Source organism: Stagnimonas sp. FW305-C-60, assembly GCF_058782965.1.
The window spans coordinates 86,079-110,144 of sequence record NZ_JBYSYF010000007.1 but is presented as its reverse complement, the minus strand read 5'-3'; the positions used below and the strand labels follow the sequence as shown (position 1 = coordinate 110,144).

Below are 24,066 nucleotides of genomic sequence, written 5' to 3'. Positions count from 1 at the left end.
CAAAGGCTCCAGCCTTTGCGTCAGCTCGCGCCTTGCCTGACGCGCTTTTGACCGGCAACGCAGCGACGTTCTAATGGGTGACAGGCCCTAGCTCCGCCCACACCGGCCGGACTTCGATGGTCGCGACCCGCGCCATCGGATGCTCGGCTACTGCCGCGAGCGCTTCCTCCTGGCTGGCGCAGTCGAGCAGCTCGTAGGCGCACATCTGCTCGCGGCTGTCGCTGAACGGACCCGGAGTGATCTGCAACCGGCCCTCGCGGACACGCACGGTGACTGCCTCCGAAGGCGGCCGCAGTGGCGCGCCGTGGCGGCGGATGCCGCGCGCCTGCATGCGGTCGATCCAGGCCAGGATGTCGGCGACCAGCGCCTCGCTGGACGCGAAGCGGGCGTCGTGGCTGATGATGAGCAGGAATTGCATGGGGCTCCTCCGGTGGCGCTGGCTCAGCTGAACAGCCAGCGTTTGATGAGTTTGGTGTAGCGCGGCATCACCACATAGACCATCAGAAACACCACGGTGGCGGTCACCGCCAGCGTGCTCAGCCAGCGCTGCTCCGGCAGCCCCAGCGCCTGCATCAGCGGCGCGATCAGCAGCGGCACGCCCATCACCAGCGGATAGATCGCCGACCAGGTGACTAGGTATTGCTTCCAGCGCACCGGCACCTTGGCCTGGGCGCCGGCGGGTGTGAACCAGAAATCCAGCCCGCTGCTCACGAAGAAGTCGTCGCCCTTGACGAACAGCGGCAGCACCTTGGCGATCAGTCGGGTGCGCGCCGGCGACTCCATCCACTGCCGCAGGTTGGCGGCGGTATCAAAGCGGATGATCACCGTATAGGTCTCGGTGAGCCCGGCGATGGGGCGGACGATGTGCCAGTCCAGATGACCGGGCGCGGCCTTGCAGAGCGGCGCGATCTCCTGCAGCCAGGCCTCGTACTCGGCATGCTTGTCCGCGCGCACGCGGTGGGTGATGACAACGGTCGCGCCCTGGTCTGCTGCGGGTTCCATGAAAACGGTCCTGTACTGCAACGGGGGTCGGATGGCGCTATCGCCTGTGGCGCGAGTGACCGTAGCGCGTTTTATGGGGGCTTTCCAAGCGGTGTCATCGGGCCAGAAACGACGAAGCCGCCGCGAGTTGCGGCGGCCGTCGTTGCCGCTGTTGCCGCTGGCCAGTGGCTGACTGGCCAGCGGCGAGTCGCGGGTCAGCGCTTGATGCGGCTGATCTTGGTGCCTTCGATGCTGAAGCTCGCCATCAGACCCTGCTGGTCAAAGATGAAGGCATAGGCATCGTCCTTGAGCGTCGAGGTGGAAAGATTCTTCGCCACGCCCTCATTGACCACCACCACGCTGGGGCCTACGCCCAGTTCCCAGCCTTCCGACTTGTCGAGGTAGTTGATGGCCTTGTCGTTCATCAGAAACACCACATAGCCGTAGGACTGAGCGCCCGCCTGCAAGCCCCAGGAGGCCGAGACCGAGTTGTAATAGCCGGCGGGGTTGGCGCCCTTCAAGAGCACGCCTTCACCATACGAGCCGCCAAACACCAGGCCGGCCTTGATGATGTTGGGGAACACCAGGCGCGCCTTCGACTGTTTGGAAACCGCCAGCGCCACCGGGTTGGACTTGTAGAGGCTTTGCAGCGCCTGGTCGGCGTCTTTGTTCAACTCTTCGGCGGTGGCCGCCGCCTGGGCCAGGCCGGTGAACACCGACAGGGCGATGGCCGCCGCAGCGGCAAGGAAAATCCGGGTTCGGCTGGGGTTGTTGTTGTTGGGTTTCATGTGCTGGCACTCCATCTAACTAACTAGGCTCTCGGCATGACCGGGGCTCGGTGAGCCCGGCAACACAGTGAACTTCGCGGCGGCGCTGATCTGTGCGATGGCGCACCCAGTGGCTAATTGGGGTGTTGGGGTTTTTCTACAGCTTCAACGCCTTCTGGTTCAGCCGCGCATTTGTTCCTAGCGAAGCGAAGGCAAATCCTTCGGCAGGAAGTCAGTTAGAGCGCACTACGCCGCCTCTGTGATGAATTTCAGAAAGTCATCTCCGAGACCTGTTGTTCGTTTCTGTGCCAAGCCACTTCCGCTCATGGTCGTATGCATGCCGTCGGTATTGACTAACCCTCGGATATAGAGGTCTTTCCAGAATTGATCATAGAGATCGCGTCTTCCGCGAAGTTGCGGCATGTTGTGCTCCAGTACGGAGCTAAGTCCGCCCATGCTCATGTTCGGAGGAGGCGTAGGTCTTTGAAACAATCGAAGAATTCGTAGGTGAAGCTCTGAAAGGCTGTCTATGAACGAAAGGAACATGTGTTGAACAGCTTCATCCGGCAGCTGTCCCTTCGCAATATTTACAACGGCGTTTTTCAGCGCTTTGAGCTTTTCCTTTTGATGCGTTCGCAATGCGATTTGTGACGCCTGCATGACCGCGGAAATGAAGCTCTCGTCGCCTTGGAGCTTCTCAATCGTAAGTCCGCTGTCCTCGAGTTCTCGTAGCTTCTCTCCTACGTCGGCCATCCACTGAACCCTCCGCTTTTCTAGTGGAGGCTGGACTACATTCTGAAATAGCTCGGCAGCAGGGCCACCAATAACTGGTATGGCAGATAGGCCCGCCTTGGCGATGGCGTGAGCAGCGTCGCCTTTCGATGGTTTAGGTACGTCAAGCTTGTCGTTACTCACTCTTCCCCCTGCGCTAATTAGGCCGACAAATATTGTCCAGATGAGCTTTGTGCCGGTTCCCGCCGGCGGCGCCCTAAATGCCGTGCAACGCGGTCAGCCTGCGAGCCGGCTGTGGGCTTGTCAATCGGCCCTGGTGAGCGCGCACGCGGGATGGCCCGCGCGTCGAAAACGACTGCAAGGACGCTAGCCAAACGGTGGCCTAAATCGCTACCCGGTTTCGCCCCTGCGCCTTGGCTTCGTACATCTTCTGGTCGGCGCGCTTGAGCATGTCGTCGAAGGACTCCTCGCCAGCGCGGTAGATGGCGATGCCGGCGCTCAAGGTCACCTGGAACTCCGCCTTGCGGTGGCTGAAGTGCAGCTTGGCGGTTTCGGCGCGGATGCGCTCCGCTGTCTGCAACACCGCGGCCTCGTTGTCGAAGAAGCCGATGAGGACGAATTCCTCGCCGCCGAAGCGGATGCAGAAATCATCGCCACGGGTCATGCCGGTCAGCACATGGGCGACGCGCTCCAGCACCTGATCGCCGCAGTCGTGGCCGTAGTTGTCGTTGACCGCCTTGAAGTGGTCGACGTCGATGAAGATGGCGGCCAGCAGGCGGTGCCCCTCGCGCCGGTATTTGCTCAAGATGGAGGGGATGACCTCGCGCAGAAAGCGCATGGTGTGCAGATGGGTGAGCGAGTCGCGGACGGCGATGTCTTCCAGCCGACGCAGGAAGTAGTGCGCGGCTGCCACCAGGGCGATGACGAAGCCGCCGAACACGACCAGCAAGATGCCCGAGGCCTGGAACACCGTCTGGGTGACCTGGGCCTGGCTGTCGTCGAGGTAGACGCCGGTGCCCAGCACCCAGTCCCAGGGCGCGAAGTACACCACGTAGGAAACCTTGGGGTATTGCTCCTGCATATGCGGCTTGGGCCAGTAGTAAGACACCCAACCGCCGCCGCCCTTGGCAGTGGCGACGAACTCGCGGACGATGTGCTTGCCCTTGATGTCGGTCCAGCCGCTGAGGTTGGTGCCGACGCGCTCGGGGGTGTAGGGCTGCACCAGGAGCGTCCCTGCGCTGTCGACGATCCAGAAGTAGCCGCTGTCGCTGTAAATGGCCGAGGCCAGCGCGCTCTTTGCCTGTTGCTGCGCCTGCGCGGGCGTCAGCTGGCCGGATTCCGCAAGCTGGTGAAAGTGTTCGAGCAGGTGCAGCCCGACTTCCGACAGATACCGGGTCTGGGTCTCCTTCTCGTGCCGCAGGCTGCTGGAAAACGAGTGGTAGAAGAACAGCAGAAACACCAGGATGCCCGCGCCCATCAGCACCGACAGGGCAATCAGCCGGTTGTGGATGTGCAGCCGGGTGAGCTGGGTTGTTGGGGCTTTGTGCATGGGGCTGGCTGTGGCCCTTGGGGCAGGGAGGTCGGCGGGTGGTCCGCTAGCCTTATGTCCTCAGGTTAGCCTGTGGCCCGGTTCAGGCGTAGCCCCGGCCGATGCGCGGTTTCTGCGGAGGTTTGGGCGTTCTTGCACCACTGCTGGCGCGCAGCGCGGCCGCCGCCTAGGGACTGCCGGGCCGCTGGGGCTTGCCTAGGCGGCAGGCCCTGCGGGAGGCGGTGATAACTACTTCTGCTCGGCCAGAAAGGCCAGCAGGTCGGCGCGCTCCTTGGCGTCGCCGAGGCCATCGAACTTCATCTTGCCTTCCGGCACCACTTTCTTCGGCGCGGTGATGTAGGTGTCGAGCTTGTCGGCGGTCCAGACGATGCCGGAGGCCTTGAGCGCGGGTGAGTAGTCGTAGCCGGCCACTGCGCCGGCCACGCGGCCCCAGGCGCCGTAGAGGCTGGGGCCCTTCTTGTTCTTCAGGGTTTTGGCGACGCTGTGGCACTCGGCGCAGTTGGCGTCGAACGAGTCGGCGCCGCGGCCAGCATCGCCCGCCGCTTGCGCGGCGAGCGGGCCAGTCAGCGCCAGCGCGAGGACGGCGGTGAGGCGGTGGCGGCGCATCAGAAGGCGCTCCACAGATAGACGAACAGGGTGTTGTTGTCGCTGGCCTTGGCGCCGGCGCCGTTGTAGTCGCTGCTCGCGCCTTCGAACTTGCTGAAGGCGGTGTATTGCAAGGCCAGGCGGTAGTTGAGCCAGGATGGACCCTGGTAGCTCTCCTTGCCGGTTGGCGTCCAGTCGAGTTGCAGCACGGTACCGGCGGTATCCGGGCGGTTCAGGCGGCTGTCGGGATAGAGCGTGGCGTCGCCGCTGCCGTGGCTGTTGAAGGCGCCGAGGCTAAGACCATAGGTGTTGCGGTAATAGTAGGCGGCGTTGAGATTGAGGTTGTACTGCGTCTGGCTGCCGTTGTCGGCGCCACCGCCCGCCACCGTGTAGTCCAGCGACTGCTGCTCGCGCAGGAACGACGCATTGACGGTGCCGATGTGCTTGCGGGTGCCGAGAAACTGGTAGCTGGCGTCGATGCCCAGGTCGTGGAAGCGGTCCTTGAGACCGCCGCCGTCGGCCGGACGCACGCTGCCGTCCAGGCCGATCAGGCCCAGGGAATAGGCTTGGTGCTTGTACTGGCCGGTATAGGCCAGGCGCCAGTAGGGGCTGATGCCACTGAGGTCGAGCTGCGAGTCGCGGCCGGCGCCCAGACGGCTGAGGGTGGCGCCTTGCAGTTTCTGATAGCCGCCCACCTCCAGATACAGCGCGTCGGCGAGATAGGCGTAGGCGGTGAGGCCCAGCACGTTCTGGCCCAGGCCATAGAGCTGGTTTTCGCCCGACAGCAGGGCGCTGGACGCCGGGCCGAAGCCGAGGTCGGAGGCGGTGTAGGGAAAGCTCCAGACACCGAAGGTGTTGAACGGGTCCTGCACGGTCGGCGCGTTGTTGAGCGAGACGCCGAGCACCGCGTCGTGTCCGCCGATCTGCAACTCGCGGGCGTAGCGCACGTCGACATTGTCCCAGCCGACGCGCTGCTCGATGCCACTGTAGGTGATCTGCGTGAAGGTACCGACGTGCTCGCCGAGCTTGCCGCCGATGAAGCCGGAGACTTCCTGCAAGGCGAGGTTGTCATTGCTGCGGAAGGATTTGAACTCGTCCGGCAGGTCGGGTTGGTCGGCGCCGGTGTGGGTGGCGCCGGCGATCAGGTGCGCGGAGACCGGGATGCCCCAGTCGGCGAACTTGCCATCGGTGTAGCCGCCGATCTTGAACTTCTGTCCATACGGGGTGAGCTGCGGGCCAAAGGCGCCGACGTGGCAGGCGGCGCATTCCTGGCCAGTCTGGCGGGCATAGCTGGGCAGAGCCTGGGCGCTCAGGCTGCCGAGGGCCAGCGCGGCGCCAACGGCGAGACGCAGCCAGCGGCTGGGTAGCAGTTTCAGCATGGACAACTCCGGTACGGTCAGGGTGTGGTGGGGGATGAGGGTTTGCCTAGGGCGGGCAGCATCGAGCGCAGTACACCGTCGCGGCGACCGTAGTGGTGCCAGAGCGCGGCGGCGGCGTGCAGGCTGACCAGCGCGATCAGCGCCCAGGCCAGGTTGCCGTGCCAGGCCTCCAGGCTTTCGGCGAGGTCGCGATCACGTCCCAGGAGCGCCGGCAGCGGCAGCCAGCCGAACAGGCTCACCGTCTGGCCGCGCGCGCTGCTCAAGGCCCAGCCCAGCATCGGGATGGCGGCGAGGCTGAGGTAGAGCAGCCCGTGGCCCAGCTTGGCGGCCAGGTGCAGCGGCGGCGGCAGACCGGCATTGATGCGGTGCGCCGCCAGCGGCCAGCGGCTGAACAGGCGCAGGCTGGTGACCAGCAGCACCAGTAGCCCGGCATTGCGGTGCAGCTCCAGCAACAGCAAGCGCAGGTCGCGGTCTTCCACCAGCTCGCGCAGCAACACGCAGGTCACGCCGGCGAGCACCAGCAGCAGGGTCAGCCAGTGCAGCGAGATGGTCAGCGGGTGGTGGCGGTCGGACATGGCGGGCAGGCGGTAAACGTGCGCAAGCTAGGGGCGATGGCTTAAGGTTTTCTTAAGTCCCACCCGGTTGTTCTGGTCTTTGCCGCCATGCGTGTGCTGCTCATCGAAGACGATCCCCTGCTCGGTGAGGCGGTGCGCGGCGGTTTGCAGCAGGCGGGTTATGCGGTCGACTGGGTGAGCGACGGCCGCTCCGGCCGCACCGCGCTGCGCAGCCACGACTACCAGGCGCTGCTGCTCGATCTCGGCCTGCCCGATGGCGATGGCACCGCCCTGATCGCCGAGCTGCGCGCGGCCGGCGAGTCGCTGCCGATCCTGGTGCTCTCGGCGCGCGACCGCATCACCGATCGGGTGCGCGGCCTGGATCTCGGTGCCGACGACTACCTGGTCAAACCCTTTGATCTCGACGAGCTGACTGCGCGCCTGCGGGTGGCGGTGCGTCGTCACGCCGGTCGCAGTCAGCCGACCCTGATCATCGGCGAGCTGTGCATCGACCCGGTCGGGCGGCGGGTGCGGCGCGGCGCGGCCGAGCTGACGCTCTCCGCCCGCGAGTACGCGGTGTTGCTGACGCTAGCCGAAAACCGCGGCCGCGTGCAGAGCCGCGAGCGGCTGGAAGAAGCCTTGTACGGCTGGGGTGAGGAGATCGAAAGCAATGCGCTGGAAGTGCATGTGCACCACCTGCGGCGCAAGCTCGGCCCGGGGCTGGTGGAGACGGTGCGGGGCGTCGGCTATGTCATCCGTTGAAGGCCGCGGCTGGTCGCTGCGCCGGCATCTGCTGCTGCGGGTGCTGCTGGCCCTGCTGGGGTTCTGGGTGCTCAGCGCCGCCTTGGTGATCTACGCCGCCCGTACCGAAGTAACCGAGGATCTCGATGACAGCCTGAGCCGCACCGCGACCCTGCTGCTCGGCTTTGCCGAACACGAATACGCGGAGACCGCTGGCAGCAGCCTCGACGGCGTGGCAGCGGCCGAGGAATTGCCGCGTGGCGGCCTGCTATACCAGATCTGGGCCGCCAATGGCCGCCTGCTGCTGCGCTCCGCCGGTGCGCCCCTGCAGCCGCTGGCGCCGGCGCAGCTCGGCTATCAGGACTTGCAGTACCAGGGTGAAAGCTGGCGGCTGCTGACGGTCTGGAACGAGGCGCACAACCTGCGCCTGCAACTGGCCGAGCCGCAGTGGCACCGCCGCGCGATCGCCGGTGATCTGAGTCTGGCGCTGCTCTTGCCGCTGATGCTGGCGGCGCCGGTGCTGGCGATCCTGGTCTGGCTGGCCCTGAGTCGGGGGCTGGCGCCCGCGCGGGATGCCGCCGCCGCAGTGGCGGCGCGCGCGCCGGATGATTTCAGCGCGCTGGCTGATCGCCGGCTGCCCGATGAGCTGCGACCCCTGGTCGGCGCCTTCAATGCGCTGTTGCAGCGGTTGTCGCGCTCGCTGGAGAACGAGCGCCGGGTCACCGAGGACATTGCCCACGAACTGCGCACGCCGCTGGCGGCGATCCGCCTGCAAGCCCAGATCGCCGGCCGCGCCGCCAACCCGGCGGCGGCGCAGACCGCGCTGGACCGCCTGCTGGCCGGGGTTGATCGCGCCACCCGGGTGATCGATCAGCTGCTGACGCTGGCGCGGCTGGACCCGCGCCATGCTGCCGATCTCGACACCGAGAACTTCGCGCTGGCGCGGGTGGTGGAAGAAACCGTCCACGAGTTCGAAGGCGCGGCGCGCGCCCGCGAGCAGAAGTTTGACTGCGTGGTGGGTGACGAACTGGTGCATAGCAGTCCGCAGGCGGTTTATGTGGTGCTACGCAATCTGATCGACAACGCCCTGCGGCACACGCCGCCGGGCGGGCGCGTGCGCCTGCTTGCGGCGGTGGTCGACGAGCGGCTGTGTCTGGAAGTGCAGGACCAGGGGCCGGGCATCCCAGCCGCCGAGCGCGACCGGGTGCTGGAGCGCTTCGTGCACCTGCAGCCGGGCAGCAGTGGCCTGGGCCTGTTCATCGTCCGCCGCATCGCCCTGGCGCTGGGCGGCGAGGTGGAAGTCGGCGATGCCGAGCCGGCGCCGGGCGCGCGCCTGCGGGTATCCTGGCCGCTATCGACTTCGACCCGGACCGGCGGTGGCCGATGAGGCAGGGCTTGGCTAGCTACGACGCACTGATACTCGGCGGCGGCCACAACGGTCTGGTCTGCGCCTGCTATCTCGCCAGGGCCGGCTGGAAGGTGCGGGTGCTGGAGCGGCGCGCGGTGCTGGGCGGGGCGGCGGTGACCGAGGAATTCGCGCCCGGCTTTCGCAACTCCACCGCCAGCTACACGGTGAGCCTGCTCCACCCCAAGATCATCCGCGAGCTGCGGCTGGCCGAGGCGCATGGGTTGAGGATCGTCGAGCGCCCGTACTCCAATTTTTTGCCGTTGGGCGAGGAGCCGGGCGAGTGCATCCGCCTGGGCGGCGGGCTGGCGGCGACCCAGGCCGAGGTGGCGCGCTATTCGCCGCGCGACGCCGAGCGGCTGCCCAACTACTACGCGCTGCTGGAGCGGGTGGCCGAGGTGCTGCGCGCGATGCTGCTGCAAACCCCGCCCAATGTCGGCGGCGGCATCGCCGAGCTGTTCAGCGCCTGGAAGACGGCGCGGGTATTCAAGGAGCTGCCGCTCGCCACCCAGCGCGATGTGCTGGATCTGTTCGCGCTCAGTGCCGGCGAGTTGCTCGACCGCTGGTTCGAATCGACACCGCTCAAGGCCTGCTTCGGCTTTGACAGCATCGTCGGCAACTTTGCCTCGCCCTACGCGCCGGGCAGCGCCTACGTGCTGCTGCATCACGTGTTCGGCGAGGTCAACGGCAAGTCCGGCGTCTGGGGTCATGCCCTGGGCGGTATGGGCGCGATCACCCAGGCCCTGGCGGCGGAGGCGCGGGTTCTGGGGGTGGAGCTTTCCACCGAGGCAGTGGTGCACCGGGTGCAGGCGCTTGGTTGCCGGCAGATCCGGGTCGATCTGGAGAACGGCGAGGTGCTGACCGCGCGGCGGGTGGCAAGCAATCTGCACCCCAAGTTGTTGTTCACCCAGTTGCTGGACGCCAGCCAGCGCGAGCCGGAGCTGACGCGGCGCTTCGCCGATCACCAGAACGAGTCGGCGACCCTGCGCATGAACGTGGCGCTCTCCGAGCTGCCGGATTTTCTATGCGCGCCGGGCACCGTGCTAGCGCCGCATCACCAGAGCGGCATCATCCTCGCGCCCTCGCTGGCCTACATGGAGCGCGCCTATATCGATGCCCGCGAGCAGGGCTGGGCGCGCCAGCCCATCGTCGAAATGCTGATCCCCTCGACGGTGGACCCCTCGCTGGCGCCGCCGGGCCGGCAGGTCGCCAGCCTGTTCTGCCAGCACTTCCGCTACACGCTGCCGGAGGGCCGCCGCTGGGATGACGAACGCGAGGCGGCGGCGGACGCGGTGATCGAGACCGTCAACCGCGCCGCGCCCAACTTCAAGGCCAGCGTCATCGCCCGGCAGATCCACACGCCGCTGGATCTGGAGCGCAAGTTCGGGCTGGTGGGCGGCGACATCTTCCATGGCAAGCTGACGCTCAACCAGCTGTTCAGCGCACGGCCGCTGCTGGGCCTGGGCAATTACCGCACGCCCATCCCCGGCCTCTATCTCTGCGGCTCGGGCGCGCATCCGGGTGGCGGTGTCACCGGCATCCCTGGTCACAACGCTGCGCGGGAGATGCTGCGCGACTGAGGCACCTGCTCACGGCAGCGCTTTTCGGGGCGCGGTTCGGCGGAGGTTCAGCCGGGGCTGGTCAGACTGGGCGACACCCAGCGCAGGAGCAACGCCGATGAGATCCCACCTCAGGCCCAGCCCTTACAACAAGCGCTCGCAGCGCAAGGCGGCAATGGCGAAGCAGCGTCCCGCCGTGCCCACGCGGGACGAACAGCGGCAGGACAGCGACCCCGATCCGGCCCTGGAGGCTACGCCGCTCAAGAACCGCCGCGAATGACTCAGAGGATGGTCGGGTTCGGCGCGTCGCCGTAAACCTCTTTGGGGTCGAACATCTTCTCGCTCTCCTCGAACTTCAGTTCGTGGACTTCACCGTTGCCCGTCGGCACCGAGCGGTAGAAGCAGGAGCGGTAGCCGACGTGGCAGGAAGCGTCGCCGGGAATCTCCACCCGCAGCCAGACCGCGTCCTGGTCGTCGTCGATGCGCATCTCGACCACCTTCTGCACCAGGCCGCTGGTGGCGCCCTTGTGCCAGAGCACCTTGCGGCTGCGCGACCAGTAGTGCGCCTCGCCGGTGAGGATGGTCTGCTTCAGCGCCTCGGCGTTCATGTAGCCGAGCATCAGCACCTCGCCGCTATGGGCGGCGGTGGTCACGCAGGCGATCAGACCGTGTTCGTCGAACTTGGGCGCCAGCTCCTGGCCTTCCTCGACCTGCTCGATGGACACCCGCTGGAAGAAACGCACGTCTTCGCTCATACCGACCTCGCTGCTGCTCTGCCCCCGGAAAAACCCCGGCGGGGGCGGAAAAAGGGGCGCAAGGATACCACTCAGCGCCGGGCCAGCGCGCCCTTCATGACCCCCTCGTAGGCGCGTACTTCCACCCGCCGGCCGGGGTGCTCGGCGGCGACGCGGCCGGCCAGATGCTCGGCGATTTCCTCCACCGTGCTATCGGTGTCCTGCCCGAGCAGGTAGCTGCGGCTGCGCGGCAGTTCCAGCTCGAACAGGCCTTCCGGCGCGGTATAGGCCAGGCCCAGGCGCTCGCCGTCGTCGCGCTGCACATGCCGGCCGGTGAGCAGGTAGATGTCGCGGAAGCGCTCGGCCCAGGCGGCCTCCAGGCCGGCGTCGCGGACGCCGTCGAGGAAGATCGCCAGCCGCGAGCGGTGGCCGTGGGCGATGCGCTGGCAGGCGCCCCGGTGCTTCGACAGCCCGTGGCTGTAGTGGTAGCTGGCGCCGTCGATGTGCTCGTGGCGCAGGCTCAGGCGGATGCCGGCGACATTGGCCGGGACGATACCCGCCAGCTGCGGCGTGAGGTGCGCGACCAGGGCTTCGGCGCTGACTTCCGGCGCCTCCAAGAGGGTCAGCGCGCAGGCCGGGGCGCGGTGCGCATAGCCGCCGGCCTGGGACATGAACAGGGTCTGCAGGCGGCCGTCGGCTAGCGTGGTGGTCTGCTGGCCGGGGTAGTGCAGGGGCACGATCAGCGTGTGGTCGGGGCCGTCGTCGATGGCGCGCTTGAGCTGCTTCTTGACGCTGCCAAAGTCCAGCACCATGGCCTGCTCGTCGAGCGTGCCGTCCAGCTCCAGGTCGACGATCCAGCTCTCGCCGACCAGGCCGCGCCGGGGGCAGAGGTAGCTGGCGTCGATGACGGTGAGCTGTTCGACGAAGAGGGTGGTCATGGGCCGCGGTGCCGCAAAGGGGCGCGCATTTTACTGCCCGGCCCGGGTTGGCCGCCTGTCCGCCGGCCCGGGGACGGCCGCCGGCGCTGGTAAACTGCGCGCCCCTAGCTCGCCGCTTCACCACGCGCATGTCCGTCGTCACCCGCTTCGCCCCTTCGCCGACCGGCTTCCTGCACATCGGCGGCGCCCGCACCGCGCTGTTCTCCTACCTCTACGCCAAGCGCTTCGGGGGCAAGTTCCTGCTGCGCATCGAGGACACCGACCGCGAGCGCAGCACCCAGGCGGCGGTGGATGCGATCTTCGAGGGCATGGCCTGGCTGGGCCTGAAGAGCGACTTCGAGGAGATCTACCAGACCCAGCGGTTCGACCGCTATGCCGAGGTGATTCACCAGATGCTCGCCGCCGGCACGGCCTACCACTGCTACTGCTCCAAGGAGGAGCTGGAGCAGATGCGCGCCGAACAGCAGGCGCGCAAGGAAAAGCCCCGCTATGACGGCCGCTGGCGCCCGGAGCCGGGCAAGGTTCTGCCGGAGCCGCCGGCCGGGGTGAAGCCGGTGGTGCGGTTCAAGAATCCGCAGGACGGCGAAGTGGTGCTCGACGACCTGATCAAGGGCCGTATCGTGTTCGCCAGCGAGGAGCTCGATGACCTCATCATCGCCCGCGGCGACGGCGTGCCCACCTACAACTTCTGCGTGGTGGTGGACGACATGGACATGGGCATCACCCATGTGATCCGCGGCGACGACCACGTCAACAACACCCCGCGCCAGATCCAGATGATCCGCGCCCTGGGCGGCACGCCGCCTCAGTACGCGCATGTATCTATGATCCTCGGTGGCGACGGCGCCAAGCTCAGCAAGCGCCACGGCGCGCTGGGAGTGATGGAGTACCGCGCCATGGGCTTCATGCCCGACGCCATCCTCAACTACCTGGTGCGCCTGGGCTGGAGCCACGGCGACCAGGAGCTGTTCACCCGCGAGGAGATGATCGAGAAATTCGACTTCGACCACGTCAGCTCCGCGCCCGCGCGCTTCGACATGGAGAAGGCCTACTGGGTCAGCCACCAGTACCTCAAGATCACCGACCCGGCGGTCATCGCGCCGGAGTTCGACTGGCACCTGCGTCGCCTCGGCGTCGATCCGGCCAACGGCCCGGCGCTGGCAGACGTGATCCTCCAGCAACGCGAGCGCTGCCGTACCCTGCTGGAGATGGCCGAGAAATCGAAGTTCTTCTACACCGAAGTCGGCAGCTACAACGAGAAGGACGCCGCCAAGCATCTGTCCGCCAAGGCGGCGCCGGTGCTCAATGCCCTCACCGATGGCCTGATCGGCCTCGCCCACTGGCAGCCCGCCGACATCCACGGCGTGGTGCACGCGGTGGCCGAGCAGCTGGGCCTGAAGCTGGGCGATGTCGCCCAGCCGATCCGTGTGGCGGTCTCCGGCGCGGCGGTGTCGCCGCCGATCGACCAGACCTTGTTCCTGCTGGGCCGTACGGCCACTTTGGCGCGGCTTGCCGCCGCCGCTGCCTACGCCGCCAAAGCCGCGCCCGCCGCCTGAGCCGGGCGCTCACCAAGAGCAACAACGAGGTTGGTCACCATGTCCATCGAAATCACCTTTCCCGACGGCGCGAAGAAGTCCTTCGACGCCGGCATCACCGCCCTGGCCATCGCCCAGGGCATTTCCCCCGGCCTCGCCAAGAAGTGCGTGGTCGCCAAGATCAACGGCCAGCTCTGGGATCTGAGCCGGCCGATCACCGCCGACGCGAAGCTCGAACTGGTCACCCGCGACAAGCCGGAAGCGCTGGAAGTCATCCGCCACGACGGCGCCCATGTGCTGGCGCAGGCGGTGCAGGAGCTGTTCCCCGGCACCCAGATCACCTTCGGGCCTTCCACCGACTCGGGCTTCTACTACGACTTCGCGCGCGCCGAGTCCTTCAGCGACGCCGACTTGGAAAAGATCGAGCAGAAGATGCGCGAGATCGTGAAGCGCGACCTGCCGATCACCCGCGAGGTCTGGCCGCACGACAAGGCCATCGCCTACTTCGAATCTACCGGCGAGAAGTTCAAGGCCGAGTGGATCCGTGAGGGCATCGCCGCCGACGCCGAGATCAGCATCTACCGCCAGGGCGAGAGCTGGCTGGACATGTGCGTGGGTCCGCACATGCCCTCCACCGGCAAGCTCGGCACCGCCTTCAAGCTGACCAAGGTGTCCGGCGCCTACTGGCGCGGCGACGCCAACAACGCGCAGTTGCAGCGCATCTACGGGGTCTGCTTCGCCAGCGACGACGACCTCAAGACCTATCTGAAGCAGGTGGAGGAAGCCGAGAAGCGCGACCACCGCAAGCTGGCGCGCCAGCTCGATCTCTTCCATCAGCAGGAAGAGGCGCCGGGCATGGTGTTCTGGCACCCCAAGGGCTGGGCGATCTGGCAGGCGGTGGAGCAGTACGTGCGCGGCGTCTATAGGAAGAGCGGCTACCGCGAGGTGCGCGGCCCGCAGATCATGGACGTCAGCCTGTGGAAGAAGTCCGGCCACTGGGACAACTACAAGGACAACATGTTCTTCACCGAGTCCGAGAAGCGGACCTACGCGGTGAAGCCGATGAACTGCCCCGGCCATGTGCAGATCTTCAACGCCGGCCTGCGCAGCTACCGCGATCTGCCGATCCGCTACGCCGAGTTCGGCGGCTGCCATCGCAACGAGCCCTCGGGCGCGCTGCACGGCATCATGCGGGTGCGTGCCTTCACCCAGGACGACGGCCACATCTTCTGCACGCCCGAGCAGGTCGAGGGCGAGGTCACTGCTTTTCACAGGCAGGCGATGCAGGTCTACACCGACTTCGGCTTTTCCAACATCGACATCAAGCTGGCCCTGCGCCCCGACAAGCGCCTGGGCACCGACGAGGTTTGGGATAAGGCCGAGGACGCGCTGCGCGCGGCGCTGCGTGCCGCCGGGGTGGAGTGGACCGAGTTGCCGGGCGAGGGCGCCTTCTACGGCCCGAAGATCGAGTACCACCTGAAGGATTCCATCGGCCGCGCCTGGCAGGTCGGCACCATGCAGTTCGACCCGATGATGCCGGAGCGGCTGGGTGCAAGCTATGTCGACGAGCACAGCAACCGCGTCATGCCGATCATGCTGCACCGGGCCATCGTCGGCTCGATGGAGCGCTTCATCGGCATCCTCATCGAGCACCATGCCGGCGCCATGCCCTACTGGCTCTCGCCGGTGCAGGTGGTGGTGGCGCCCATCGTCAGCGATGCCGACGGCTACGCGACCGAGGTGCGTGATGCCTTGCGCGAGGCCGGCGTGCGCGCCGAGGCTGATCTCTCCAACGAGAAGATCACCTACAAGATCCGCGAGCACTCGCTGCAGAAGGTGCCGGTGATCGCCGTGGTCGGCCGCAAGGAGGCGGAGCAGCGGACCGTCACCCTGCGCCGTCTGGGCAGCGAGGCGCAGGAAAGCCTGAGCCTGGCCGAGGCGGTCGCCAAGCTCGCCAGCCAGCAGGGCTGATGCGGCGCGGACTCGCGGTCCTGTTGCTGGCGCTGCTCTCGGGCGGCGCCCGCAGCCAGGGAGCGACCCCGCCGCTGAGCCTGCAAGGCGAGTGGCGCCAGGGCAGCCTGCTGTTCGGGCAGACCGCGCCCGAGGCCGTAGTGGCGTTCAACGGCCGCCGCCTGCGGCTGAGCCCCGAGGGCCGCTTCGTGTTTGGCCTGGACCGTGACGAGCCGGCCGAGGCCAGCCTGAGCATCCGCCTGCCCGGCGCGCCGGAGTGGCTGACGCGCTACCCGGTCGCCAAGCGCGAATACCGCATCCAGCGCCTCAATGGCCTGCCCGACAAGCAAGTGAATCCCGAGCCGGCGATGCAGGCGCGCATCGCCGCCGAGGCCGCGCAGAACCGCCATGCCCGCGCCCGCGACAGCGCCCTGGCGGCGGTGTTCGAACGCTTTCTGTGGCCGGCCCGAGGCGCCATCACCGGCGTGTTCGGCAGCCAGCGCATCTTGAACGGTGAGCCCAAGCAGCCGCACTACGGCGTCGACGTCGCCGGCCCGGTCGGCGCGCCAGTGGTCGCTCCCGCCGATGGCGTGGTGAGCCTGGCCAACCCCGACATGTTCTTCTCCGGCGGCACGCTCTATCTCGATCACGGCTACGGCGTGTCCAGTGCCTTCCTGCACCTGTCGAAGATCCTCGTGAAGGAAGGCCAGCGCGTGCGTCAGGGCGAGAAGATCGCCCTGATCGGCAAGACCGGCCGCGTCACCGGCGCCCATCTCGACTGGCGGGTGAACTGGTTCGAGTCGCGGGTGGATGCGCAGCGGCTGGTGCCGGAGCAGCAGGGAAAACCCTGACTCAAAACAGCTCCGGCTGCGGCAGCTCCTCCGGTTCGCGGAAATTGCTCAGGCCCACGCCCACCAGCCGGTAGCGCTGGCCGCGGTCTTCGACACGCTCGCGCAAAGCCAGCGCGGTGGCGGTCAGTTGCTCGCAGGAGGCGGGCGGGGCGGCGCCGGTCTGGCTGCGCGTCAGCAGTTGGAACTGCGCGGTCTTGAGCTTCAAGACCACGGTGCGCGCCACCCGGGTTTCGCGGCGGGAGGCAGCCCAGACTTTTTCCGCCAGGCGGCGGATGGTCTCCTCGGTCTCAGCCAACGTCACGTCGGTGGCATAGGTGTCTTCGGCGGAGATCGACTGCGTCGGCCGGTCCGGCTGCACCGGGTGCTCGTCGATGCCGCGCGCCAGTTCGTACAGGCGCTGGCCGTAGCGGCCGAAACGCTCCAGCAGGGCCGCCGCCGGCCATTGCCGCAGATCGCCGACGGTAGCGATGCCCAGCTCCTGGAGCCGTTGCTCCATCACCTTGCCGACCCCGGGGATGCGCGCCACCGGCAGCGGCTCCAGAAAGCGTTCGACCTGTTCGGGGCGGATCACGAACAGGCCGTCGGGCTTGCGCCAGTCGCTGGCGATCTTGGCCAGAAATTTGTTGGGCGCGACACCGGCGGAGGCGGTGAGCTGCAGCTCCTCGCGGATCGCCGCGCGCATCGTCTGGGCGACTTCGGTGGCGGTGGCCAGGCCGAGCTTGTTGGTGCTGACGTCGACATAGGCCTCGTCCAGCGACAGCGGCTCGATCAGCTCGCTGTGGCGGGCGAGGATTTCCCGCACCGCGCGCGACACAGCGCGGTAACGCACGAAGTCCGGCGGCACGAACACCGCCTCCGGGCACAGCCGCTCGGCGCGCACCGCCGGCATCGCCGAGCGCACGCCATAGCGGCGCGCCTCGTAGGAGGCGGCGCAGACCACCGAGCGCGCGCCGCGCCAGGCCACCACCACCGGTCGGCCGCGCAGCGCCGGGTCGTCGCGCTGCTCGACCGAGGCGTAGTAGGCGTCCATGTCCAGATGGATGATCTTGCGCGGCGGCGACATGCGCGGGTGGCCCGGGGTTCGCTGTTGGTCTTGGGGGACGCGGCCGGCCAGCGGACGGCGGCACGGCCATGGTAGGGCAGGTCGCCGGCCGTCGGGCGGCGCCGGCAGCCAGCCAGCCGGGCTGTGGGCCCAAGTGCCTGGCATGCCAGACTCGACGCCACCACCCGACTTTCCGCCCGCGGCCGCCATGACCGAAGTCGACCCCCAGTGGTATCGCGACCTGCTCGAATCCGCTCCGGACGCGGCCATCCTGATCGACAGTGAGGGCTTGATTCTGCTGGTCAACGCGCAGACCGAGCACCTGTTCGGCTACGAGCGCGCCGAGCTCCTGGGCCAATCCATCGAGATGCTGGTGCCGGAACGCTACCGGGGTCGCCATTCCATGCTGCGCGACGGCTATTTCGCCGAGCCCAAGTTGCGTGGCATGGGTGCCGGCACCGAGCTGGCCGGGCGCCGCAAGGATGGCAGCGAGTTTCCGGTGGAGATCAGCCTGAGTCCGCTGCGCACCGAGCGCGGCCTGTTCGCCACCGCCGCCATCCGCGACGCCAGCGAGCGGCGCAAGGCCAACGAGAAGTTCCGCGCGCTGCTGGAGTCGGCGCCGGACGCGATGGTCATCATCGACCGGCGTGGCGACATCCGGCTGGTCAACGCCCAGGCCGAGCGCCTGTTCGGCTACCAGCGCGCCGCCCTGGTGGGCAAGCCCATCGAAGTGCTGATGCCGGAGCGCTACCGCGCCAAGCATGGCGACCACCGGCGCGGTTATTTCTCCGCACCCAAGCTGCGCGAGATGGGCAGCGGTCTGGAACTCTGGGGGCGTCGCAAGGACGGCAGCGAGTTCCCCATCGAGATCAGCCTGAGCCCGCTGGAGACCGAGGACGGTCTCTGGGGTACCGCCGCGGTGCGCGACATGACCGAGCGCAAGAAGGCCGAGCAGCGCTTCCGGGCGCTGCTGGAAACCGCGCCGGACGCCATGGTCATCATCGACCAGACCGGTCAGATCCGCCTGGTCAACGCCCAGACCGAGCGCATTTTCGGTTGCCGCCGCGAGGAGCTGATCGGCCAGCCGGTGGAGGTGCTGATTCCCGAGCGCCTGCGCGGCCAGCACATCGGTCATCGCTCCGGCTATTTCCACGCGCCCAAGGTGCGCGAGATGGGCGCCGGGCTGGAGCTCTCGGGGCGGCGCTCGGATGGCAGCGAGTTTCCCATCGAGATCAGCCTGAGTCCGCTGGAAACCGAGCAGGGCACCTGGGTGACGGCGGCCATCCGCGACATCACCCAGGCCAAGCGTGAGCGCGACGCGGCGGTACGGCTGGCGGCCATCGTCGAGTCCTCCAACGACTCCATCCTCGGCAAGGACACCCAGGGCCGGATCACCGCCTGGAACAAGGCGGCGGAAGCCAGCTATGGCTACAGCGCCGAGGAGATCATTGGCCGGGACGTGCGCATCCTGTTCCCGCCGGAGAAGCAGCACGAGGAGGAACAATTGCTGGCGCGGGTGCGGCAGGGCGAACAGGTGCAGCACTTCGAGACCCAGCGCCTGGCCAAAGACGGCCGGCGCATCGACATGTCGCTGACCATCTCGCCGATCCGTGACGCCCAGGGCCATGTGGTGGGCGCCTCCACCATCGGCCGCGACATCGGCGAGCGCAAGCGCGCCGAGCAACGCTTCCGCGCCCTGCTGGAAACCGCGCCGGATGCCATGGTCATCATCGATCGCGACGGCCGGATCGCCCTGGTCAATGCCCAGACCGAGCGGCTGTTCGGCTATCCGCGCGAGCAGCTGATCGGCCAGCCGGTGGAGATGCTGATGCCGGCGCCGCTGCGCGAGCGCCATGCCGGCCATCGTCAGGGCTACTTCCACGATCCGCGGGTGCGGCCGATGGGCGTGGGTCTGGAGTTGATGGGGCGGCGCAGCGACGGCAGCGAGTTCGCCATCGAGATCAGCCTGAGTCCGATGGAATCCGGCGGCGGCGAATACGCCACCGCCGCGGTGCGCGACATCAGCGAGCGCAAGGCGGTTGAAAATCGCCTGGCGCAGTACGCCGAGGAACTCTCACGCAGCAACCAGGAGCTGCGCCAGTTTGCCTACGTCGCCTCGCACGACCTGCGCGCGCCATTGCGCGGCGTGGTCGGCTTCGCGCAACTCTTGAAGAAGCGCTATAGCGGCCAGCTCGACGGCGAGGCCGACGAATACCTCGACTATCTGGTCGACAGCTCCATGCACATGCAGGCGCTGATCGACGGCCTGCTGGCGTTCTCGAAAGTCGGGCAGGACAGCGGTTTTACCCGGGTCGATTGCGAGCGCCTGCTCAAGCAGGTCGAGACCCAGCTGCGCGCCGCCATCGAGGAGCGCGGCGCGCTCATCACGCACGATGCACTGCCGGTGGTGCGTGGTTCCGAGCTGGAGCTCAACCAGTTGCTGCAGAACCTGATCGGCAACGGTCTGAAGTTCCAGCCCGGATCACAACCCAAGGTGCATCTCAGCGCCCAGCACACGGCGGAAGGCTGGTGCTTCTCGGTGCGCGACCAGGGCATCGGCATTGCGCCCGAGCACCGCGAGCGCATCTTCGAGATCTTCCAGCGCCTGCACAGCAGCGAGGACTACGAGGGCACCGGCATCGGCCTGGCGCTGTGCCAGAAGATCGTGCGCCACCACGGCGGCCGCATCTGGGTGGAGTCCGAACCCGGGCAGGGTTCGAGCTTTTTCTTCACCTTGAAGGACTAGATAGCGCCGAGCTCCCTCCCCCGCATGCGGGGGAGGGCCGGGGTGGGGGCGGTGCTCGGCAGCCGGCCTAAGCTGGCCTCGGCTTCAGGCCGGCGGCCACTTCAGCGGACGGCCGCCGATCAGATGCAGATGCAGGTGCGACACGCTCATCCCCGCCGCCGCGCCATTGTTGATGACCAGTCGATAGGCCTCGCCCAGGCCTTCCAGCGCCGCCACCTTGGTAGCGGTGAGCAGTAGATGGCCGAGCAGGGCCTGGTCTTCCGGCGTCGCGTGGCTGAGTTGCAGGATCGTCTTCTTCGGCACCAGCAGCACATGCATGGGCGCGCAGGGATGGATGTCCTTGAAGGCCAGGCAGAGTTCGTCTTCGTAGACGATGGTGGCGGGCAGCTCGCGGTCGATGATTTTCTCGAACAGGGTCTTGCTGACGGCGGGCGTGGTCACGGCGGGCTCCGGTGGGGCGACTAGGGCAGGGGCAGATGATAGGCCAGGGCCAGGGAACAGCGGCGCCCCTGATACCATGCGCCCCTTGTTTCCAGCCTGTCGCTCAGTGAACGCACCCGCCACACCCGCCTTTCAATCCTGGCCGGTCTACCGCCGGCTGATGCGCTATGCCGCGCCGCACTGGCGCATGTTCGTGCTGGCGCTGGGCTCGATGCTGCTGTTCGCCGCCTCCGAGGTCTCGGTGGCGCGTCTCATCAAACCGCTCACCGACGGCAGCTTCATCGACCGCGATCCGGTGGTGATCCGCTGGATGCCCTGGGCGATCCTGGGCCTGTTCCTGCTGCGCGGCGTGGTCGGCTTCCTGTCGTCCTACGCCATGGCCTCGGTGGGGCAGGCGGTGGTGTCCAAGCTGCGCCGGCAGGTGTTCGCGCACATGCTCAGCCTGCCGGTGGCGCATCACGACCGCAGCCGCACCGCCGACCTGCAGGCCAAGCTCACCTACCACACCGGCCAGATCGCCGAGACCGCCAGCCAGGTGTTCGCCGACGGCATCCGCGGCTTTCTCACCGCTGTCGGCCTGATCGGACTGATGCTCTACACCAGTTGGAAGCTGACCCTGTTCGTGCTGTTCATCGCGCCGCCGGTGTCGTTCTCGGTGAACTGGGTCAACCGCCGCTTCCGCACTGTTTCCGCGCGCATCCAGACCTCGGTGGGCGGCATCACCCACGCCGCCGACGAGGCGATCTCGGGCCGCCGCGTGCTCAAGGTCTACGGTGGCGAGCGGCTGGCGATGGGCGCCTTCGCCAAGCTCGACGACTACCTGCGCCGCAACAGCCTGAAGATGACCGCCACCGCCGCCGCCAGCAATGGCTCGCTGGAGCTGATCGCGGCGGTCGGCGTCTCCCTGCTGGTCTGGCTGGCGACCCAGCCGGCGATGCTGGAGACGATGACACCCGGCACCTTCGTGTCCTTCATCGGCGCCATGCTGATGCTGCGCCAGCCGCTGTCGGCGATGACCGGCCTGTCGGAGAAGCTGCAGCGCGGCCTGGTCGCCGGCGCCGACCTGTTCGCCTTTCTCGACACCCCGGCGGAGAACGACCAGGGCCGGCGCCCGCTCGCCCACGCCCGTGGCGATCTACGCTTCGAGGACGTGCGCTTCGCCTACAGCGCCGAAGCGCGGCCGGCGCTGAACGGCGTCAGCCTGGACATCCCCGCCGGTCGCACCGTGGCCTTCGTCGGCAAGTCAGGCAGCGGCAAGAGCACCCTGCTGTCGCTGATCCCGCGCTTCTACGATCCGGCCAGCGGCTCGGTGCGGCTCGACGGCCATGACCTGCGCGACTACCCGCTGCTCGACCTGCGCCGGCAGATTGCGCTGGTGGACCAGAACGTGGTGCTGTTCAACGCCACCGTTGGCGAGAACATCGCCTACGGCGCGCCCGAGGTCAGCCGCGAGGCCATCGAGACCGCCGCCCGCCGCGCCTATGCCTGGGACTTCATATCCACCCTGCCGCAGGGTCTGGATACGCCGATCGGCCAGGATGGCGCCATGCTCTCCGGCGGCCAGCGCCAGCGCCTGGCCATCGCCCGCGCCCTGCTCAAGGACGCGCCCATCCTCATCCTCGACGAAGCTACCTCGGCGCTGGACAGCGAGTCCGAGCGCGCCATCCAGCAGGCGCTGGAAGAGCTGGTCAAGGGCCGCACCACCCTGGTGATCGCGCACCGGCTGTCGACCATCCAGAACGCCGACCTGATCGTGGTGATGCACGAGGGACGCATCGTCGAGCAGGGCAGCCATGCCGAGCTGCTGGCGCGTGGCGGCGCCTATGCGGCGCTGCACCGACTGCAGTTCCGCGAGGACGACTCGGCGGCATGAAGGAAGCCTTGCAGGCGCTCTGGTGGCGCCCGCAGGCGCCGCCGCTGGCCCTGCGGCCACTGGCTGCGCTCTACGGCGCGGTCGCCGATGCCCTGGCCAAGCGCCAGCGTGCCCGGGCCGAGCGCCTGCCGGTGCCGGTGATCGTGGTCGGCAACATCGCCGTCGGCGGCACCGGCAAGACCCCGCTGACCCTGGCCCTGGTCGAGCAGTTGCGCGCTCTGGGGTGCAAGCCGGGCGTGATCTCGCGCGGCTATGGCGGGCGCGGTCCGTTTCCGCAGCTGGTCAGCGCCGATAGCGATCCGGCGGCGGTGGGCGACGAACCCCTGCTGATCGTGCTGCGCAGCGGCGTGCCGCTGGCGGTGGCGCCGCGTCGCGCCGAGGCCGGGCGGGCGCTGCTGGCCGCGCATCCGGAAGTCGACGTGCTGGTCTGCGACGACGGCCTGCAGCACTACCGGCTGGCGCGCGACCTGGAGCTGTGCGTGATCGACGGCGCGCGCGGCCACGGCAATGGCTGGCGGCTGCCGGCCGGCCCTCTGCGCGAGCCGCCGGCGCGCGCTGCGCGCTGCGCCCTGCTGCTGGTGAACGGTGGCGCGCCGGCAGCCTTTGGCGCCGATGCGCTGCGTTTCGATCTGCTGCCCGGCGCGGCCTGGCCCCTGGCGGGAGGCGCGTCGCGACCGCTGGCCAGCTTCGCCGGCGCGCCGGTGCATGCGGTGGCCGGCATCGGCAATCCGCAGCGCTACTTCGCGAGCCTGCAACAGCAGGGGCTTAGCCTCATCCCCCATGCCTACCCCGACCACCACGCCTACTGCGCCCAGGACCTCGCCTTCGGCGACGACCGGCCGGTGCTGATGACCGAGAAGGACGCGGTGAAATGCCGCACCTTTGCCGACGCCCGACTGTGGGCGGTGCCGGTGACCGCCGCCTTCGCGCCGGGTGCCGAAGACCGTATGAGACAATCCCTGCGAGCCGCGCTGTCGAAGTCGTGGCCAACCTCCCCGACATGAGCGACCTGCCGATCAAACTCCCGGAGCTGCCTCCGCCCGCGCCCAAGCTGACGTTCTGGCGCCGCGTCTACGTCTGGCTGAACGCGATCTTCTACGATCACGCCTTCTTCCGGGTGTTCTACAACCTGCGCAAGCAGGTGGTGCCGGGTCTGTATCGCTCGGCGCATCCCATGCCCTATCAGTTGCGCGCCGCCGCGCGCGCCGGGGTGAAGACCGTGCTCAACCTGCGTGGCAGCGAGGCGCACATCGGCTCCAATGTGCTGGAGTGGGAAGCCTGCGAGCAGGCTGGCCTGAAGCTGCTGCACTTCCCGCTGCGCTCGCGCGACGCGCCGACCCGCGAGGAGATCCTCGGCCTGGACGCGCTCTTCGCCAGCCAGCCGCAGCCGATCCTGATCCACTGCAAGTCGGGTGCTGACCGCGCCGGCCTCGCCAGCGCGCTCTACCTGCTGCTGCGCCAGAACGCGCCGCTGGAGGTCGCACTCAAGCAGATGGAGTTCTGGCAGCACGGCCATGTGCGCCAAGCCAAGACCGGCGTGCTCGACCACTTCTTCGAGGTCTACCGCGACTACCATGCCGCGCATGGCACGCCGTTCCGCGAGTGGGTGGAAACGGTCTACGACCGTGACGCCGTGAACGCCTCCTTCCACGCCAGCTGGTGGGCCAACCAGGTGGTCGACAAGATTCTGCGCCGAGAATGACG

23 protein-coding genes are annotated in these 24,066 nt (G+C 67.8%); 11 read left to right on the top strand and 12 right to left on the bottom strand.

Features of this window, described 5'->3' with window-relative positions; all coding sequences use genetic code 11:
• Positions 1-70: 70 nt before the first annotated feature.
• From AC3WT6_RS16025 to AC3WT6_RS15990, 8 genes are all read right to left on the bottom strand, one after another.
• Positions 71-418, bottom strand: coding sequence for a YciI family protein (locus AC3WT6_RS16025; protein WP_492654609.1), 348 nt, complete (start codon positions 416-418; stop codon positions 71-73).
• 23 nt (positions 419-441) lie between these two features.
• Entirely contained in the window at positions 442-1,002 is a 561-nt protein-coding gene (locus tag AC3WT6_RS16020; protein WP_492654608.1) for an antibiotic biosynthesis monooxygenase, read from the bottom strand.
• Between the two features lie 194 nt (positions 1,003-1,196).
• Entirely contained in the window at positions 1,197-1,769 is a 573-nt protein-coding gene (locus tag AC3WT6_RS16015; RefSeq protein ID WP_492654607.1) for a lipid-binding SYLF domain-containing protein, read from the bottom strand.
• 225 nt (positions 1,770-1,994) lie between these two features.
• Positions 1,995-2,663: a hypothetical protein gene (locus AC3WT6_RS16010; RefSeq protein ID WP_492654606.1), complete on the bottom strand. Its 669-nt coding sequence runs from the start codon at positions 2,661-2,663 to the stop codon at positions 1,995-1,997.
• A 199-nt stretch (positions 2,664-2,862) separates the two neighbouring features.
• The gene (locus AC3WT6_RS16005) at positions 2,863-4,029 is read right to left on the bottom strand and encodes a diguanylate cyclase (protein ID WP_492654605.1); all 1,167 of its coding nucleotides are present in this window, start codon (positions 4,027-4,029) and stop codon (positions 2,863-2,865) included.
• Between the two features lie 228 nt (positions 4,030-4,257).
• Positions 4,258-4,635: a c-type cytochrome gene (locus tag AC3WT6_RS16000; protein ID WP_492654604.1), complete on the bottom strand. Its 378-nt coding sequence runs from the start codon at positions 4,633-4,635 to the stop codon at positions 4,258-4,260.
• Complete coding sequence (locus AC3WT6_RS15995; RefSeq protein ID WP_492654603.1) at positions 4,635-5,993, bottom strand: cytochrome C; 1,359 nt, start codon at positions 5,991-5,993, stop codon at positions 4,635-4,637. The genes AC3WT6_RS16000 and AC3WT6_RS15995 overlap by 1 nt, the downstream gene beginning before the upstream one ends.
• Before the next feature lie 17 nt (positions 5,994-6,010).
• Complete coding sequence (locus AC3WT6_RS15990; RefSeq protein WP_492654602.1) at positions 6,011-6,568, bottom strand: cytochrome b; 558 nt, start codon at positions 6,566-6,568, stop codon at positions 6,011-6,013.
• Positions 6,569-6,655: 87 nt separating this feature from the next.
• Between AC3WT6_RS15990 and AC3WT6_RS15985 the strand changes: the two genes are divergently transcribed.
• The 4 genes from AC3WT6_RS15985 to AC3WT6_RS15970 all read left to right on the top strand — a co-directional run bounded on the left by AC3WT6_RS15985 (position 6,656) and on the right by AC3WT6_RS15970 (position 10,532).
• A complete protein-coding gene (locus tag AC3WT6_RS15985) occupies positions 6,656-7,309 on the top strand; it encodes a response regulator (protein ID WP_492654601.1) in 654 nt (217 codons plus the stop codon).
• Entirely contained in the window at positions 7,296-8,675 is a 1,380-nt protein-coding gene (locus AC3WT6_RS15980) for a sensor histidine kinase (protein WP_492654600.1), read from the top strand. The genes AC3WT6_RS15985 and AC3WT6_RS15980 overlap by 14 nt, the downstream gene beginning before the upstream one ends.
• A gap of 8 nt (positions 8,676-8,683) precedes the next feature.
• On the top strand, positions 8,684-10,273 hold the full coding sequence (locus AC3WT6_RS15975; protein ID WP_492654599.1) for a phytoene desaturase family protein: 1,590 nt from the start codon (positions 8,684-8,686) through the stop codon (positions 10,271-10,273).
• 97 nt (positions 10,274-10,370) lie between these two features.
• Positions 10,371-10,532: a hypothetical protein gene (locus tag AC3WT6_RS15970; RefSeq protein WP_492654598.1), complete on the top strand. Its 162-nt coding sequence runs from the start codon at positions 10,371-10,373 to the stop codon at positions 10,530-10,532.
• 1 nt (position 10,533) lies between these two features.
• Here the strand turns inward: AC3WT6_RS15970 and hisI are convergent, their stop codons facing one another.
• Both hisI and AC3WT6_RS15960 read right to left on the bottom strand, forming a co-directional pair.
• On the bottom strand, positions 10,534-11,007 hold the full coding sequence (gene hisI, locus AC3WT6_RS15965; protein ID WP_492654597.1) for a phosphoribosyl-AMP cyclohydrolase: 474 nt from the start codon (positions 11,005-11,007) through the stop codon (positions 10,534-10,536).
• A gap of 71 nt (positions 11,008-11,078) precedes the next feature.
• Positions 11,079-11,924, bottom strand: coding sequence for a 6-carboxytetrahydropterin synthase (locus AC3WT6_RS15960; RefSeq protein ID WP_492654596.1), 846 nt, complete (start codon positions 11,922-11,924; stop codon positions 11,079-11,081).
• A 128-nt stretch (positions 11,925-12,052) separates the two neighbouring features.
• Between AC3WT6_RS15960 and gltX the strand changes: the two genes are divergently transcribed.
• Genes gltX through AC3WT6_RS15945 form a run of 3 tightly spaced genes read left to right on the top strand, consistent with a single transcriptional unit; the run spans position 12,053 to position 16,260 of the window.
• On the top strand, positions 12,053-13,480 hold the full coding sequence (gene gltX / locus AC3WT6_RS15955; protein ID WP_492654595.1) for a glutamate--tRNA ligase: 1,428 nt from the start codon (positions 12,053-12,055) through the stop codon (positions 13,478-13,480).
• 39 nt (positions 13,481-13,519) lie between these two features.
• A complete protein-coding gene (thrS, locus tag AC3WT6_RS15950; protein WP_492654594.1) occupies positions 13,520-15,430 on the top strand; it encodes a threonine--tRNA ligase in 1,911 nt (636 codons plus the stop codon).
• Positions 15,430-16,260 carry a M23 family metallopeptidase gene (locus tag AC3WT6_RS15945; RefSeq protein WP_492654593.1) on the top strand — a complete coding sequence of 277 codons (831 nt, stop codon included), beginning with the start codon at positions 15,430-15,432 and terminating at the stop codon, positions 16,258-16,260. The genes thrS and AC3WT6_RS15945 overlap by 1 nt, the downstream gene beginning before the upstream one ends.
• 1 nt (position 16,261) lies before the next feature.
• On the opposite strand, the gene dinB is transcribed toward AC3WT6_RS15945, so the two are convergent.
• Complete coding sequence (gene dinB, locus AC3WT6_RS15940; RefSeq protein WP_492654592.1) at positions 16,262-17,323, bottom strand: DNA polymerase IV; 1,062 nt, start codon at positions 17,321-17,323, stop codon at positions 16,262-16,264.
• Between the two features lie 187 nt (positions 17,324-17,510).
• On the opposite strand from dinB, the gene AC3WT6_RS15935 reads away from it, so the two are divergent.
• Entirely contained in the window at positions 17,511-20,048 is a 2,538-nt protein-coding gene (locus AC3WT6_RS15935; protein WP_492654591.1) for a PAS domain S-box protein, read from the top strand.
• Positions 20,049-20,132: 84 nt separating this feature from the next.
• Here the strand turns inward: AC3WT6_RS15935 and AC3WT6_RS15930 are convergent, their stop codons facing one another.
• A complete protein-coding gene (locus tag AC3WT6_RS15930; RefSeq protein WP_492654590.1) occupies positions 20,133-20,489 on the bottom strand; it encodes a histidine triad nucleotide-binding protein in 357 nt (118 codons plus the stop codon).
• A 106-nt stretch (positions 20,490-20,595) separates the two neighbouring features.
• Here AC3WT6_RS15930 and msbA point away from each other — a divergent pair, with 106 nt between their 5' ends.
• From msbA to AC3WT6_RS15915, 3 genes are read left to right on the top strand one after another with little or no spacing between them, the layout of a single operon-like run.
• Positions 20,596-22,362, top strand: a complete 1,767-nt coding sequence (gene msbA / locus AC3WT6_RS15925; RefSeq protein WP_492654589.1) for a lipid A export permease/ATP-binding protein MsbA — start codon at positions 20,596-20,598, stop codon at positions 22,360-22,362.
• Positions 22,359-23,366: a tetraacyldisaccharide 4'-kinase gene (lpxK, locus tag AC3WT6_RS15920; protein ID WP_492654588.1), complete on the top strand. Its 1,008-nt coding sequence runs from the start codon at positions 22,359-22,361 to the stop codon at positions 23,364-23,366. The genes msbA and lpxK overlap by 4 nt, the downstream gene beginning before the upstream one ends.
• A complete protein-coding gene (locus AC3WT6_RS15915) occupies positions 23,363-24,064 on the top strand; it encodes a protein tyrosine phosphatase family protein (RefSeq protein WP_492654587.1) in 702 nt (233 codons plus the stop codon). The genes lpxK and AC3WT6_RS15915 overlap by 4 nt, the downstream gene beginning before the upstream one ends.
• The last annotated feature ends 2 nt before the right edge of the window (positions 24,065-24,066 follow it).

Excerpts from the sequence above, each read along its gene's own strand:
- AC3WT6_RS15945 (WP_492654593.1), top strand. The coding sequence starts at position 15,430 with ATGCGGCGCGGACTCGCGGTCCTGTTGCTGGCGCTGCTCTCGGGCGGC.
- AC3WT6_RS15915 (WP_492654587.1), top strand. The coding sequence starts at position 23,363 with ATGAGCGACCTGCCGATCAAACTCCCGGAGCTGCCTCCGCCCGCGCCC.
- AC3WT6_RS15935 (WP_492654591.1), top strand. The coding sequence starts at position 17,511 with ATGACCGAAGTCGACCCCCAGTGGTATCGCGACCTGCTCGAATCCGCT.
- AC3WT6_RS16005 (WP_492654605.1), bottom strand. The coding sequence starts at position 4,029 with ATGCACAAAGCCCCAACAACCCAGCTCACCCGGCTGCACATCCACAAC.
- AC3WT6_RS16000 (WP_492654604.1), bottom strand. The coding sequence starts at position 4,635 with ATGCGCCGCCACCGCCTCACCGCCGTCCTCGCGCTGGCGCTGACTGGC.
- AC3WT6_RS16025 (WP_492654609.1), bottom strand. The coding sequence starts at position 418 with ATGCAATTCCTGCTCATCATCAGCCACGACGCCCGCTTCGCGTCCAGC.
- AC3WT6_RS15970 (WP_492654598.1), top strand. The coding sequence starts at position 10,371 with ATGAGATCCCACCTCAGGCCCAGCCCTTACAACAAGCGCTCGCAGCGC.
- thrS (WP_492654594.1), top strand. The coding sequence starts at position 13,520 with ATGTCCATCGAAATCACCTTTCCCGACGGCGCGAAGAAGTCCTTCGAC.
- AC3WT6_RS15960 (WP_492654596.1), bottom strand. The coding sequence starts at position 11,924 with ATGACCACCCTCTTCGTCGAACAGCTCACCGTCATCGACGCCAGCTAC.
- AC3WT6_RS15990 (WP_492654602.1), bottom strand. The coding sequence starts at position 6,568 with ATGTCCGACCGCCACCACCCGCTGACCATCTCGCTGCACTGGCTGACC.
- AC3WT6_RS15980 (WP_492654600.1), top strand. The coding sequence starts at position 7,296 with ATGTCATCCGTTGAAGGCCGCGGCTGGTCGCTGCGCCGGCATCTGCTG.
- AC3WT6_RS16015 (WP_492654607.1), bottom strand. The coding sequence starts at position 1,769 with ATGAAACCCAACAACAACAACCCCAGCCGAACCCGGATTTTCCTTGCC.
- AC3WT6_RS15985 (WP_492654601.1), top strand. The coding sequence starts at position 6,656 with ATGCGTGTGCTGCTCATCGAAGACGATCCCCTGCTCGGTGAGGCGGTG.
- lpxK (WP_492654588.1), top strand. The coding sequence starts at position 22,359 with ATGAAGGAAGCCTTGCAGGCGCTCTGGTGGCGCCCGCAGGCGCCGCCG.
- dinB (WP_492654592.1), bottom strand. The coding sequence starts at position 17,323 with ATGTCGCCGCCGCGCAAGATCATCCATCTGGACATGGACGCCTACTAC.
- hisI (WP_492654597.1), bottom strand. The coding sequence starts at position 11,007 with ATGAGCGAAGACGTGCGTTTCTTCCAGCGGGTGTCCATCGAGCAGGTC.
- AC3WT6_RS15995 (WP_492654603.1), bottom strand. The coding sequence starts at position 5,993 with ATGCTGAAACTGCTACCCAGCCGCTGGCTGCGTCTCGCCGTTGGCGCC.
- gltX (WP_492654595.1), top strand. The coding sequence starts at position 12,053 with ATGTCCGTCGTCACCCGCTTCGCCCCTTCGCCGACCGGCTTCCTGCAC.
- AC3WT6_RS16020 (WP_492654608.1), bottom strand. The coding sequence starts at position 1,002 with ATGGAACCCGCAGCAGACCAGGGCGCGACCGTTGTCATCACCCACCGC.